Annotated in this window: 15 protein-coding genes; 9 read left to right on the plus strand and 6 right to left on the minus strand. The window is 26.2% G+C overall.

Features of this window, described 5'->3' with window-relative positions:
- Together tatC and tatB are read right to left on the minus strand one after the other, a co-directional pair.
- Positions 1-729, minus strand: coding sequence for a twin-arginine translocase subunit TatC (gene tatC / locus ATH_RS05010; RefSeq protein WP_066390418.1), 729 nt, complete (start codon positions 727-729; stop codon positions 1-3).
- Complete coding sequence (tatB, locus tag ATH_RS05015; RefSeq protein ID WP_228260052.1) at positions 729-1,127, minus strand: Sec-independent protein translocase protein TatB; 399 nt, start codon at positions 1,125-1,127, stop codon at positions 729-731. The genes tatC and tatB overlap by 1 nt, the downstream gene beginning before the upstream one ends.
- 163 nt (positions 1,128-1,290) lie before the next feature.
- On the opposite strand from tatB, the gene ATH_RS05020 reads away from it, so the two are divergent.
- From ATH_RS05020 to ATH_RS05050, 7 genes are all read left to right on the plus strand, one after another.
- Positions 1,291-2,046 (plus strand): TerB family tellurite resistance protein, encoded by a 756-nt coding sequence (locus ATH_RS05020; RefSeq protein WP_066184034.1) that lies wholly within the window; start codon positions 1,291-1,293, stop codon positions 2,044-2,046.
- Positions 2,047-2,280, plus strand: a complete 234-nt coding sequence (locus ATH_RS05025; RefSeq protein WP_066390416.1) for a (2Fe-2S)-binding protein — start codon at positions 2,047-2,049, stop codon at positions 2,278-2,280.
- On the plus strand, positions 2,280-2,501 hold the full coding sequence (locus tag ATH_RS05030) for a hypothetical protein (RefSeq protein WP_167543001.1): 222 nt from the start codon (positions 2,280-2,282) through the stop codon (positions 2,499-2,501). Before ATH_RS05025 ends, ATH_RS05030 begins: the two co-directional genes overlap by 1 nt.
- 20 nt (positions 2,502-2,521) lie before the next feature.
- Positions 2,522-3,274: an NAD+ synthase gene (locus tag ATH_RS05035; RefSeq protein ID WP_066186123.1), complete on the plus strand. Its 753-nt coding sequence runs from the start codon at positions 2,522-2,524 to the stop codon at positions 3,272-3,274.
- Positions 3,275-3,283: 9 nt separating this feature from the next.
- Positions 3,284-4,420, plus strand: coding sequence for a DegT/DnrJ/EryC1/StrS family aminotransferase (locus ATH_RS05040; RefSeq protein WP_066186120.1), 1,137 nt, complete (start codon positions 3,284-3,286; stop codon positions 4,418-4,420).
- Between the two features lie 3 nt (positions 4,421-4,423).
- Positions 4,424-5,386 (plus strand): tetraacyldisaccharide 4'-kinase, encoded by a 963-nt coding sequence (locus ATH_RS05045; RefSeq protein ID WP_066186118.1) that lies wholly within the window; start codon positions 4,424-4,426, stop codon positions 5,384-5,386.
- Positions 5,387-5,452: 66 nt separating this feature from the next.
- Positions 5,453-7,441, plus strand: a complete 1,989-nt coding sequence (locus tag ATH_RS05050; protein ID WP_066390414.1) for a BCCT family transporter — start codon at positions 5,453-5,455, stop codon at positions 7,439-7,441.
- A 34-nt stretch (positions 7,442-7,475) separates the two neighbouring features.
- On the opposite strand, the gene ATH_RS05055 is transcribed toward ATH_RS05050, so the two are convergent.
- Complete coding sequence (locus ATH_RS05055) at positions 7,476-8,717, minus strand: ComEC/Rec2 family competence protein (RefSeq protein ID WP_066390413.1); 1,242 nt, start codon at positions 8,715-8,717, stop codon at positions 7,476-7,478.
- 120 nt (positions 8,718-8,837) lie between these two features.
- Between ATH_RS05055 and ATH_RS05060 the strand changes: the two genes are divergently transcribed.
- Complete coding sequence (locus ATH_RS05060; protein WP_066186107.1) at positions 8,838-10,118, plus strand: (Fe-S)-binding protein; 1,281 nt, start codon at positions 8,838-8,840, stop codon at positions 10,116-10,118.
- Positions 10,119-10,127: 9 nt separating this feature from the next.
- The gene (lgt, locus tag ATH_RS05065) at positions 10,128-10,949 is read left to right on the plus strand and encodes a prolipoprotein diacylglyceryl transferase (RefSeq protein ID WP_066184058.1); all 822 of its coding nucleotides are present in this window, start codon (positions 10,128-10,130) and stop codon (positions 10,947-10,949) included.
- Positions 10,950-10,960: 11 nt separating this feature from the next.
- On the opposite strand, the gene ATH_RS05070 is transcribed toward lgt, so the two are convergent.
- The 3 genes from ATH_RS05070 to ATH_RS05080 all read right to left on the minus strand — a co-directional run bounded on the left by ATH_RS05070 (position 10,961) and on the right by ATH_RS05080 (position 14,461).
- Complete coding sequence (locus ATH_RS05070) at positions 10,961-11,152, minus strand: hypothetical protein (protein WP_228140846.1); 192 nt, start codon at positions 11,150-11,152, stop codon at positions 10,961-10,963.
- Positions 11,153-11,175: 23 nt separating this feature from the next.
- On the minus strand, positions 11,176-11,859 hold the full coding sequence (locus ATH_RS05075) for a response regulator transcription factor (RefSeq protein ID WP_066184065.1): 684 nt from the start codon (positions 11,857-11,859) through the stop codon (positions 11,176-11,178).
- A 64-nt stretch (positions 11,860-11,923) separates the two neighbouring features.
- On the minus strand, positions 11,924-14,461 hold the full coding sequence (locus ATH_RS05080; protein ID WP_066390412.1) for a methyl-accepting chemotaxis protein: 2,538 nt from the start codon (positions 14,459-14,461) through the stop codon (positions 11,924-11,926).
- Between the last annotated feature and the right edge of the window lie 12 nt (positions 14,462-14,473).

Here is a 14,473-nt window from a genome sequence, read left to right on the forward strand (position 1 = left end):
CTACTCTTCTTCATCTTCTTTTTGAGCTGGATTAAATACTTTTGCAATATAAATTGATACACCATAAAGTAAAATCAATGGAACAGCCATTAATACTTGACTTATAACATCTGGTGGAGTTAAAATTGCAGCAACAATAAAAATTAAAACAACTGCATATCTAAAAAAGCCTTTTAGCATAGCATCATCAACTAATCCTATTTTTGCAAGGAAAAATGTAATAACAGGAAGCTCAAAAGCTATACCAAAACCTATCATTAGTTTTGTAAAAAATCCAACATACTTTCCAATACTTGGTGTAACATCAACAACACTATTACCAAAAGCAATCAAAAAATCAAAACCAATAGGAACAACTATATAATAAGCAAAAGAAGCTCCCATTAAAAACATTAAAGTTGCAAAAAATACAAAAGGAACAACAAGTTTTTTTTCATGATCATAAAGTCCAGGAGCTAAAAAAAGCCATAATTGCCAAAAAATCACTGGTAAAGATAGTATAAAACCTGCAAAAAAGGCAACTTTCATAGCTGTAAAAAATGTTTCTTGAATTTCAACGGCAATCATAGTTTTACCAACAGGAAGAGCATGTTTAACAGGAGCCATCATCCACTCTAAAATTGGCTCATAAAATGCAAAACATATAAAAAACATTGCAACAACAGTTAAAGCTGAGATTGTTAATCTTTTTCTTAAATCAGCAATATGTGGTTTTAAATCATCAAACATTATATTTCCTTAGAATCTAGTGAGTTTTTCTCATTTTTAGTTTTATTTTCATTTGCTTTTGCAAATCTATTTTCTAATTCTTTTTTAGAGTCTTCTACTTTTAGACTATCTTTTTTAACTTCTAAATCATCTTTTAAAATATCATCTAGTCCTAAATCAAAATTTGATTCAACATTTAAAGAAGCTTTTGTTTCTTCAATTTGGGCTTTAAATTTGTTTGCTTCTTCTTTTAATTCACTAATATTCAACTCTTTATCTAGCGTAGTTTTAGCATCATTTAAACCTTTTTTTACACTATTAAAAAGTCTTGCTATCTTTACCATTGCATCTGGTAGTTTCTCAGGACCAAGAGCTATTACTGCAACTATTGCTATTAATAAAATTTCTGTTATTCCCATTCCAAACATATTTTGCTCCAAATTCTATATAAGGTTGAGATTTTATCAAAACTTATATTAAGTAATGATTTTCAAGTATCCCTTACTTTATAATTATTTAATTTTCTATTCTCAGTATATATTTGATAAAATCACCTAATTTTTTAAAAGGTAAAATAAAATAATGGAATTTTTAGTATTAATAATTGTTATAGCTGTTCTTTTTTTTATAGGGAAAAACTATAAAACAGAAGAGTTTAAAAATATAAATTTAACAAAAAAAGAAGTTTTTAGAGGTGATATATTAAATCATGAAGCTGGTCTTTTGGTTGCACTATTATCAAAAGTTGCAAAAGCAGATGGTAAAGTTGGAGAGCTTGAAGCAGAATTAATAAAACATACTTTATCAGATATCTCAAGCCATTTTCAAAATAGTGAAGATTTAAGAGGAAGATTAAAAGAGCTTTATAATGAAGAAAAAGATAATTTTTCAAATCTTATTGTGATTTGTGATAGGCTTTATAGATTAACTGCCAAGAATTATAATTTAAGATTAAAATATATGGAATATTTATTAAATCTTGCTTTTATTGATGGTGATTTTTCAAAAGAAGAACAAGAGATAACAGAAGATATTGCAAATGCATTAAAAATAGCAAAAAGTGATTACAATAGATTAATCTACTCTTTTGAAAGTTTTTATTCAAATATTAAAAATGAGAAAAAACTATCTCTTGAAAAGTCTTATGAAATCTTAAATTCTAATCCAAATGATGAATTTTCAATAATTAAAAAGAATTATAGAGAGCTTGTTAAAAACAATCATCCAGATATTATTACAGGTCAAGGTGCTACACAAAGTATTATTGATGAAGCTACAAAAAAACTTCAAGAGATAAATGAAGCTTATGAAATAATTAAAAAAGATAGAGGAATATAGATGGCAAAAAACTTTCCTCACTCTTTTATAGTTTGTGATTGTAAGCAAGTAAGCCTTGGTGAAATAGTTCATGCAATTAAAGAAAAAGGTGCAAAAACACTAGAAGAGATTGAGAATTTAACAGATGCTGGAAGTTCTTGTGGATCTTGTAGATGCAAAGAAGATGATGTTGGAGTTGAAAAAATGGAGCTTTATTTAGTTGATATTTTAAAAAAATTTGAAAATGAGAAATGATGATTGATATAAAAAAAGAGTTAATTGAAGAGATAAAAGAGTTGCTTAAGATATCTTCAAATGAGAAAATAGATATAAATCCAAATTATTTAAACTATTTTGATGAAGATGAGTTAAAAGATATAGTTTTCAGGCTTATTGATAAAAAAGTCGAGCATAAAAAAGGAAACTCTACTTATTTAGATGAGATTTATCTGAAAGCAAAGAAAAATGATATATAATCTTAAATTAGGATTTAAAAATGAAAGAATATAAAAATATTAAGCAAAATTTAATAAATTTTCTACAAAATGAAGTGAAAAATAGAGCTTTGAATAGTGTTGTTGTAGGACTTTCAGGTGGTCTTGATTCAGCTGTTGTAGCAGTATTATGTAAAGAAGCTTTTGATAAAAATTTAACTTGTATTTTAATGCCATCGCAATTTTCATCAAAATCTTCAGTGGATGATTCTATTGAACTTTGTGAAAAATTTAATATAAATTATGAAACCATATCTATTGAGCCTATACTAAGTGCCTATTTAAATAGCATGAACAACAACACTTTAAGAATTGGAAATTTTAGTGCAAGACTTAGAATGAGTGTTTTATATGATAAATCTTTTGAAAAAAACTCTTTGGTTGTAGGTACATCAAATAGAAGTGAGATTCTTTTAGGATATAGTACTATTTTTGGTGATACAGCTTATGCTATAAATCCTATTGGAAATATTTATAAAAGTGACCTTTTTGATTTTGCAAGATTTTTGGGTGTATCAGATAAGATTTTAAATAAAAAACCAAGTGCTGATTTTTATGAAAATCAAAGTGATGAAGATGATTTAGGACATAGTTATGACAAAATTGACTCTTTGTTAAAGGCTATGTATGATGAAAAACAAAGTTTTGAAGAACTTATTAAAAATGGATTTGATAAAGCTTTTATAGATGAAATCTCTAAAAGAGTTGAAAAAAATAGATTTAAAACAGAATTAGCAAAAATAGCAAAAATATAGGAGAGAAAATTGAGAAACATTGCAATATATAAAGCAACTTTAGATAATGAGGAGATAAACCAAATAAAATCTGTACTTGAGGCAAAAAATGACTTGTCAAAAGTATTGGAGTTTGAAGATGGAATTTCTAAATATATAGGTTCAAAATACTCTATTGCAACTGCAACTTCTACTGCTGCTTTACATTTGGCTCTAAGTTCTATGAAGTTAAAAAGAGGAGATAAGATTTTAATGTCTGTAAACTCTTTTGTGAATCTTCCTGAAACAGTAAGACACTTTGATGCTGAGCCTATTTTTGTGGATATAAATCCTGAAGATATGAATATTGATATTGATAAATTTGAAGAGATTTTAATAGCAAATAGATCAAAAAAACTAAGAGCAGCTATTATTACATTCATTGGTGGTTTAGCTCCTGATTTAGATAGACTTTATACAATTGCCAAAAAACACAATATCTTAATAATAGAGGATTGTAGAGCTGCTTTAGGCTCTTCATATAAAGGCAAAAAAGTAGGAAATCTAAGTGCAGATATGACAATTTTTTCTACAAATCCTTCACCTTCAAAATATGCAATAAGCCGTTCAGGAGTTTTAGTTACAAACAATGAAGAATTAGCTTCAAGAGCAAGACTTTTAAGAAACCATGCTATTACAACAACTTATGATAGTTTTGGAAACCTTGATTATGTTTATGATGTTGATGATATTGGTCATAAGTTTGATATTTCAGAACTAGATGCTGCTTATGCAATTGCTCAACTCAAAAAAACAGATAGTTTTATTAAAAGAAGACAAAATATTGCAAAAATGTATGAAGAAAATTTAAAAGATGTAAAACATATTACTATTTTACCTTTTAAAGAGGGACATATTTATACTCAATATATTATAAAAATAAATAGAAATAGAGATGCTTTTGCAAGAGCATTAAAAGAAAGAGGAGTTTCAACAGCTTTAAACTATATTCCTCTTCATCTTTTAACATACTATAAAAATAAATATTCTATTAAGATTACAGCATTTCCAAATGCTTTAAACAATTATCAACAAATATTATCTTTACCTATTTATGCTGGACTTTTAGATGAAGAGGTTGATTATGTTTGTAAACAAGTTATCGATGTTGCAAAAGAGTGGATATAATTTTTGAAACAAAAACTTATTATATGGTTTGAAAACTATCTCTTTTATCCAAATAGTTTTCAAAAACTTATCTCTTTTTTACTTCTTCCACTATCATTTTTATATATTATTGTAATTTTATCAAAACGACTTTTTGCGAAAAAAATTGATTTTTCTTTAGCTATTATCTCAGTTGGAAACTTAATTGTTGGTGGAAGTGGAAAAACTCCAATTACTATAAAACTAGCTTCAAACTATAAAAATGTTTTTATTATTTTAAGAGGTTATGGAAGAGAATCAAAAGGATTTTTTTTAGTTTCGCAAAATGGAAATATATTAGTAGATGTAAAAACAAGTGGTGATGAAGCGATGCTCTTAGCTAAAAGTTTAAAAAATGCAAGTGTAATAGTGAGTGAAGATAGAGTTTTAGGAATAAATAAAGCAAAAGAGCTTGGAGCAAAGATTATATTTTTGGATGATGCTTTTTCTAAATATAGTATTAAAAAATTTGATATTTTATTAAAAGCAAAAAATGAACCAGAAAACTCTTTTTGTATTCCAAGTGGTGCATATAGAGAGCCTAAATATTTTTACAATAAAGCTGATTTAATATTAAAAGAAGGTATAGATTTTAAAAGAGTTGTAACTATTAAAAATGCTTTAAACAACTCTTCCTTAGAATCTAATTCAAAAACTCTTCTTTTAACAGCAATTTCAAAGCCAAAAAGACTCTTAGAATTTTTAGAAAAAGATACAAAAATGATCTCTTTTGCTGATCATCATAACTTTACAAAAGATGAATTAATAAATATTTTAGAAGATAATAGAGCTTATAAAATTATTACAACTTTAAAAGATTTTGTAAAGATAAAAGAATTTGATAAAGAGCTAGATTTAAGTGTTTTTTACTTAATGCATCTTGATATAGTATTTACAAATGAATCAACTTTTAACACAATTAATAGCTATATAAAAGAGTTTGAATAATCCTTAATAAACTTGATTTAAGATTTTTATGTTATTTTATATGATTAAAAAATTTAAAGGATAAGAATGAATTCGACCATTTTAAAACCCGTCTTTGTGCCATCAGTGCTTTTTATATCTATATTAGTAATATTTACTTTTATAAATCCATCTTTGGCAAACGAAATTTTCATAAGTACTAAAAATTTCATCTCACAAAAATTTGCTTGGTTATATATGCTAAGTATCGCAATTTTTACCTTCTTTGCTTTTTTCCTTGCACTTTCAAAATTTGGCAAGTTTAAATTGGGTCCAGACCAGTCAAAACCATCTTTCTCAAATTTCTCTTGGTTTGCAATGTTATTTTCAACAGGAATGGGAATAGGAATAGTTTTCTGGGGAATAGCTGAACCAGTAATTCACTATACAAATCCTCCAATAGGAGCAAAAGAGAGTGTTGAATCTGCTAGAAATGCTATGAATATTGTATTTTTCCACTGGGGATTAAATGCATGGGCTATTTATGCTATTGTTGGATTAGTTTTAGCATATTTCTCTTTTAGACACGGATTACCTTTATCTATTAGATCTGCTTTATATCCATTAATTGGAGATAAAATATATGGAAAGATAGGTCATACGGTTGATACTATTGCAGTTTTAGGAACAATATTTGGTATTGCTACATCTTTAGGACTTGGTGTTTTACAGATAAATTCTGGTCTTAATTATGTTTTTGATATAGATATTAGTTTAGTAAATCAAATTATTTTAATTGTTCTTATTTGTGCAATAGCTATGGTTTCAGTAGTTTTAGGACTTGATTCTGGTATTAAAAGACTATCCATTTTAAACCTATTTTTGGCATTTGCCTTACTTGTTTTTGTAATAATAGTTGGACCTAGTTTTTATATTTTAGACTCTTTTGTACAAAATATTGGAGTTTATTTATCAAATATTGTAAAGCAAACTTTTAATATGTATTCCTATGAAGGAAAATCATCTTGGTTATCTTCTTGGACACTATTTTATTGGGCTTGGTGGATATCTTGGGCGCCATTTGTAGGAATGTTCATAGCAAGAGTTTCAAGAGGAAGAACTATAAGAGAGTTTATTATTGGAGTTTTATTTGTTCCTGTTGGATTTACATTTATATGGATGACTGTTTTTGGAAATAGTGCTTTATATTTAATTATTAATGAAGGATATACTGCTTTATCTCAAGCTATTTCAAATGATGTTTCAATAGCTATTTTTAAATTCTTAGAGTTTTTCCCTTTTTCAAGTGTAACTTCAATTTTGGTTGTAATTTTAGTTGCAATATTCTTTATTACATCTTCTGATAGTGGTTCTTTAGTTGTTGATACAATTGCAAGTGGAGGAAAATCCAATAATCCAGTTTGGCAAAGAGCTTTTTGGGCATCTTCTCAAGGTATTGTAGCTATTGCTATGCTTATTGCAGGAGGATTTGAAGCTTTACAATCAGCATCTATTATTATTGGTCTTCCATTTGCTATTATTTTGTTAATATCTTGCTGGGGAATTTATAAAGCTTTAAATCTAGAATATATTAGAAGTGAAAGCTTACAACATCATATGAATGCTGGAAGACATGGAGAAATATGTGGTACTTGGCAAAATAGATTAAATAGAATTATAGAGTTTCCAAAACCTGATGAAACTAGAAAATTTATTGATAAAGAGATTATTGAAGCTATGAATATAGTAAAAAAAGAGCTAGAAAAATATGCTTGGATAGTTGAAGTTACAAATAATGAAAAAAAATCTATTTCAACTTTAAGAGTTGAACACTCAGGAGATTTTGACTTTATTTATGAAGTAAGATTAAGAAGTTATGATACTCCACCTTATGCTTATCCTGAAAATATAAATCCTCAAAAAGAGCAGAAAAAGTATGCTAGAGCTGAAGTTTTTTTACAAGATGGAAATAAAGCTTATGATATTTACGGTTATGATATTGAAGTAATTGTAAATGATATTATAGATCAGTTTGAAAAACATAGGCACTTTTTAAATAATACTTCTAGTTTAAATCCTGTTGTTCCTGTTGATTAATTACAAATAGTTAAGAGTTTTACTCTTGGCTATTTTAAAAGTAAATATAAAAATTAAATCCTAACATCATAATATTTAATATATAAAAAGCTTTTTTACTATATATGGAAGCAAAAGAAGCTATTATATATAACACAAAAAACCATAAAGGTGTAACTGTATCATAAACTTCAAATCTAAAATTAAAAATATAGATTAAAATCCAATCAAAGTATTCTGCAAAATTAAAAATATGAGCCACTATTTCAAATGGATAAAAAACTGTAAAAGCTATTGTTAAAAAGATTGAATAGAACTGTTCAAGAGCAGTTTGATAGAAAAAGTAGTGAACTATTGGATTGAAAATCAAAAACATCCAAGTATTAAAAAATATTAAAATTTGCCATTTTTTAAGATTTTTAAAATATTGAACAAAAAGATAGATATAAAAAACTGCACTTGTAGAGAACCAAAATCCAATAGAAAAAAGATATCGAGGAAAAAATGCAATAACTATTAAAAAAGTAAATAATAGAGTCATATATGAAACTATTTTTATATTTGATCTAAGTAAAAAAACACCCAAACAAAATAGTACAAAAGCTCTTAAAAGTGATGGGACAATATCTGTTAGAATAAGATAATAAAATAAAATAGAGATTGTTACTATTAAAATATCAAATTTTTTATTTCTAAATGGAAAATATTTTGTATGAAAATAGCTATAAGGAAAATATAAAATCCAATATATAACAATTGATAAAACAACAAGATGAAATCCAGAGAGTGCAATAATATGACTAATTGATAGATTTACAAAAATAGTTCTTAATTCTTTATTTGCTGGAATTGCTAGAAAAAGTGTATTAAAAAGTTCCACTATTTGACTATTTGTATGATTTTGTTTTATATTCTCTATGATTTTTATTTTTATATAAGAGTCTTCTTGTTTATCATGAAAAACTTTATCAAAATATATTATTTTTGTATAAAAACCTTTTAAATAATCAATAAATTCAACTTTTCTTGTATCTATTGCTACTTTTATATAGTCAAATTTATTTAAATCTTCATTTTTATTTATTGATGAAAAAAAATCAAATGACTTACTTTTTAATCTTAAAATATCATAATCATCTTTTTCATAGATATTAATAATTTTAGCTTCTGTCTCAAAAATATTTTCATTTTTAAAGTTTTTATAGGCATAGTATTCAAAAATAGTGTTTAATATAAAACATATAATCAAAAACAATATTAAAAAAAACTCTTTTTTATACTCTTTGATTTTGTACATATAATTAACCTATATTTATTTTACTACTATATTGTTATTATCATATTTCATTTAACTTATTTTAACCTTTTTTCTTGTATATTAAACACTTTATTTATATATTTTATAAGGCTTTTTTAGATGAATAAATTTGATTATACAAAGATTTCTGATGATTGTGTAAAATGTGGAAAATGTAAACCTGTTTGTACTATTTTTAATATAAATCAAGACGAAGCAACAAGTCCTAGAGGATTTATTGATCTTCTTGGTGCATATAAAAGAGATGAACTTGAACTTGATAAAACTGCTAAAGAGATTTTTGAATCCTGTTTTTTATGTACAAACTGTGTTGAAGTTTGTCCAAATTCACTTCCAACAGATATGATAATAGAACAAGTAAGAAGTGATATTGCAAAAAAATTTGGAATAGCTTGGTATAAAAGATTGTTTTTCTTTTTATTAAGACATAGAAAAATTATGGATTTTATGTCAAAACTTGGATATATGTTTCAGACATGTGGAATTAAAATTGATGCTGAAAAACAGAGTGCAACTCCTAGATTTACTCTTCCAATAGTAAAAAAAGATAGAGCTTTACCATATGCAGATAGTATTAGCTTTTTAAATAAATATCCTGAAAATATGAAATTCAGTAAAGTTGAGAAAAAAGGAAAGATTGCTATTTTTATTGGTTGTATGAGTAACTATACTTACACAAATACAGGAGATAGTTTAGTAAAAATACTTAAAAAACTAGAATATGATATCTTTATCCCAAAAAAACAACTATGCTGTGGAGCACCTGCATATTTTACAGGAGCTTTTGATACAGTTGATTATCTAACTAAAAAAAATATTGAGTATTTTGAATCTTGGATAGATGATGTTGAAGCAGTTATTATCCCTGAAGCTACTTGTAGTGCTATGATAAACAAAGATTGGGAACATTTTTTACATGATCAACCTCTATGGAAAGAGAGAGCTATAAAACTATCAAAAAAGATATTTTTAGCTACAAAATGGCTTGAAAACAGTACAGAATTAAAAGAAATTTTATCAAAAAATGGTAAAAAATTTGATCAAATGGTAACTTATCATGATCCTTGTCATGCTAAGAAAATGCAAGGTGTTTGGAAAGAACCAAGAGAACTTTTAAAACAAAACTATGTTTTAAAAGAGATGAGTGATTCAAATAGATGCTGTGGTTTTGGTGGAGTTACTATGCAAACAGAAAAATTTAGTTTTGCAAGAGCAGCAGGTGCTCCAAAAGCAGCGATGATAAAAGATACAAAAGCACAAATTGTAAGTGCTGAATGTAGTGCTTGTAGAATGCAAATTACAGATAGTTTATATAATGCAAAAGTTGATGTTGTATTTAAAAATCCAATTGAATTAATAGCTGAAGCTTTGGAAGATTAAGAAGAAAATATGGAATTTTGGCAAAATATATACTCAAAGTTTGATCCCGTTGCATTTAAATTAGGTGAAATTTCTGTTCATTGGTATGGAATTATGTATGCTTTAGCACTTTTAAGTGCTATTCTTATAGCAAAGTGGTTTATACAATATGATAAAATCAATATAAAACAAGATATTTTTGATTCATATATTTGGTGGGCAGAAATTGGAGTTATTTTAGGTGCAAGATTTGGATATATACTATTTTATGATCCAAATACTAGCTACTATTTAACAAACCCTTGGCAGATTTTTAATCCTTATATAAATGGTGTTTATGTTGGAATTGCTGGAATGAGTTATCATGGAGCATTTTTAGGATTTATAATAGCTAGTTTTCTTTTTGCAAGAAGAAAAAATATCTCTTTTTGGTTTTTAACAGATATTGCAGTTCTGGGAGTTAGTGCTGCATATATTTTTGGAAGAATTGGGAATTTTATAAATCAAGAACTTGTAGGAAGAGTTACAGAACTTCCTTGGGGAATTTATGTAGATGGAGTTTTAAGACATCCATCTCAACTATATGAAGCTATTTTAGAAGGACTTTTTGTATTTTTAATACTATTATATTTTAGAAATAAAAAGAGATTTGATGGAGAATTAGCTTTACTATACGGAATTTTATATGCAATTGCTAGAATTATTGCAGAGTTCTTTAGAGAACCTGACTCTCAATTAGGATTTTTAGTAGGAAATTGGCTAACTATGGGAATATTACAATCATCTTTTATATTATTTATATGTTTATATATTTATTTTATAAAGTTTAAAAACCTAAGAATAAAAAAGTAATCCAATAAAAACTACTTTACAAAAACTATTTTGAAATATTCAGCATTTGTTAAATCTTGTAGAAATCGTGGCTCCACTTTATGCAAAGCCACAATTTTTACCTCTTTATCTTCATAAAGCCAGATTTTTTCTTTATCTTTTAATGTCCCTTCTTCAAAAAGTTTAATAAGCTCTTTTTTACTCAAAATAAACTCTTCCAACATTATGATCCCTTATTTTGAAATATTTATTTTGAATAGTTACTAAGGTCTATTGTATAACCTCTTCCTGAATGGTTTCTAATAATATCATAATAAGTTTTTATTCTAATCTTATTTACAATATTTCTCATAGTAAAAATTGACATTTTTTTACCTTTCCAAACCTCTTCTTGAATCATATCATAATCAGTCATTTCATCTAATCTATCAATTAATAGTTTTAAAAATCCTTTTTCAAGTCTTGTAAACTCAATCATACTATTTGTTTTATCAAAAAACTGATCTTTGTATTTATCATAATAAACACCTTCGCTTAGTTTAAATTTATCAGATCTTTGTGTTTGATTTAAACACATTAAAATAGAAAGTCCTAATTGATTTTTAGTATATGGTTTTGCAAGAAAAGTATATGCTTTTAGGTTTATAGCTTTTTCTAAATACTCTTCACTTTGTTTGCTACCAATTGCAATAATTGGAACAAAAGCTAGTTTCTTAGCTATAAGTTCCATTATTTCATTTATAAAGTCTTTTTTCAAATCAAAATCTAAAATAATTATATCACTATTCTCAATATCATTTAATGATGAAAATAATTTATTATTTAATACAATTAATTCTTTAAATTCATTCTGAAATTCACTCTCTATACTCTTATCATCGCTTATAAAAAGTGCTTTTGCATTTATATTTTTTCTTAATACTTTTTTCATAATAACTCTTTTTTGTAAATTTGAAAATAATAATAACAAATTAACCTTTAAAAATTATAATGATTTAGTTATTACAATTAATCTCTCTTACTTTATTCAACATTTCAAATACAATTTGTGTATTTTTTTCTATCTCATTAGTTACTTTAAATATTTCACTATTAGGTCTTGAGTTCGAATATAAAACAATAGTTTCTTGAACTAAACTATGTACTAAATCATGGGCTTTGTTTAACTCTTCCCACTCAGAAGTCTTTGCAAAATTTCTATTGCTATTTGCAAGTATCCATTTTCCTAAATTACAATCTTTTGAACTTGTAACTGTGCAAATATGTCCCTCTTTACAAGCTGCAAAATTATTATTTTTAAATACAATATGATCTGATTTTAATTTATTTATATCAATAATCATACTTGTATCACAAATTCTTTTATATGCATTTTTATCAAAAGATGTTTGATTTATTGTTTCATTTAGATTTATAGCTAATTTAGAAGATTGAATTGCCATTTCACTTATATTTGAAGCTAAACTTGCATTCTTCTGTGTTGCTTGATCTAAACTATTTACAGTAGAAGTAATTTGCTCCATAGCTTGCTGTTGCTCTTTACTTGCCGTTGAAACATCTTCAATTAATCCTATTGTAATATTAATACTTTCATGAAGTTCATTAAATCCTTCAATCATTCTATTTGTAGTATTTTTACCTTCTCTTGCTTTCAAAGTAGCTTTTTCTACAATTAGCTTAATTTCATTTGCAGCTTCTGCACTTCTATTTGCAAGATTTCTTACTTCTTGTGCTACAACTGCAAATCCTTTTCCAGCTTCTCCAGCTGTTGCTGCTTCTACTGCTGCATTTAAACTTAAGATATTTGTTTGAAATGCTATATTATCTATTACGCTTATTGCTTCATTTATCTCTGAAACCTCTTTATTAATCTCATCCATTGAAATAGCCGTTTGTTCTGCAAGAGCTAATCCTTGATTTGTTGATTCTGTAACATTTGTTGCTTGTTTTGCCATATTTGAAGCATTTTGACTGCTTCTTGTTATTGTTGCACTAATCTCTTCAATTGCAGCAGCCGTCTCTTCTAATGATGCTGCTTGAATATTTGAAGATTGACTTAAAGTTTTTGATGCATCTTCAAGTTGTGATGAGCTTTGAGTAAGCTCAATAGTTGATTTATCAATTAAACACATAACTTCATTTATACTTGATTGTGTAACTCTAATTCCACTCAAAAGTGAAGCTATGATTCCTGTTGTATCTTTTATCTCTGGAACTTTATAATCAAACTTTGCATGAGATAAAGCAACTAAAGCATCACTTACTTGAGTTAGATTCGATTGTGTTTTTTCTATCATTGTATTTATTTCACTTACAAGTGAATTTACTCTTGAAGAGTTTGCTTTTCCTTTTACACTATCATTATATAGTCCTGCATTAACCTTTTCAATAATATCTTTAGTCTCATCAATAACAATTTGGTCTTTTCTAATCCCTGCTTCAATTGAGTCTAAATAGCTATTAAAACTATTCACAACTTCCCCTATTTCATCTTCTGAATCTATTTCTATTCTTGTTGCATTTTTTGAATTATCTTTAATAGAATCAATTGACTTCTTAAGATTTAATATTGGTTTTATAATACTTCTTTTCATAGAAATTAATGAAACAATCATAGTTCCAATAAGAGCTAATACAAGTATAGTTAAAGCTACATATACTATCTTTGATGCTTGATTTATAGCCTGTTCTACATCTTTTATAGGTTCAGCAAGTAAAGTAATTCCAAGTTCTTTACCTTGAAAATCAACTATATTTTTGTAAGTATAAAAATAGTTTTTTGAAATTAAATAATTATCATTTAAAAGTTTCTTAAAATTAATATTTTTTGCATCTTTTAAAAACTCTTCATCTATAAATTTTTGAGAGATAATATATTCATTTAATAAATTATTTTTATCATAACTTGCTCTTGCTAATTTTGAGTCCATTAAAACTAGATATGCTCTATTGTCATCTTTAAAATCTTTTGCAATAGAGTTTAATCCTTGCATAAATTCTATTGAACCTACATGAGTTGAACCTTTAAATACAGGAACAACTGCTCTTAACTCTAATCCAGCATTTCCAATTTCAAAACCATTTAAAACTTTTTTATTTTTATTTACTTCAACAACACTTGCTCTAAATGAGCTTAAATCATCACCAAAACTATCTATATTCCATGATCTTAAAAAAGAGTTATTATCTCTAGTGTGAAGATGGATTTTTATATTCTTAAAAGGTGTATTTTCTCTCATATTAAGACTTAAAGATTCCAAAGCTTTTATTGCAAGCTTTCTATCTTTGTAAAGTAAGGCATCTTGTATATTTGAATCATTTACTATTGAAACAGCATTTGATATTCCAACATCAAGTTTTGAACCTACTCTTATATCATTTAAGTTTCTTAAATCTTTTACTACACCTTCATAAATATTATTTTCTAAACTATTTTTATAGCTATTTAGTATTAAATATCCAATAACTAATGCTAATAATGTGAAGAATAGATTTATAAGTGTAAATCGTAAATTTATAGTTGTTTTTTTCATACTTTGTAATCC

Origin of the sequence: Aliarcobacter thereius LMG 24486 (genome assembly GCF_004214815.1) — a bacterium.
GTDB classification, from domain to species: Bacteria; Campylobacterota; Campylobacteria; order Campylobacterales; family Arcobacteraceae; genus Aliarcobacter; species Aliarcobacter thereius.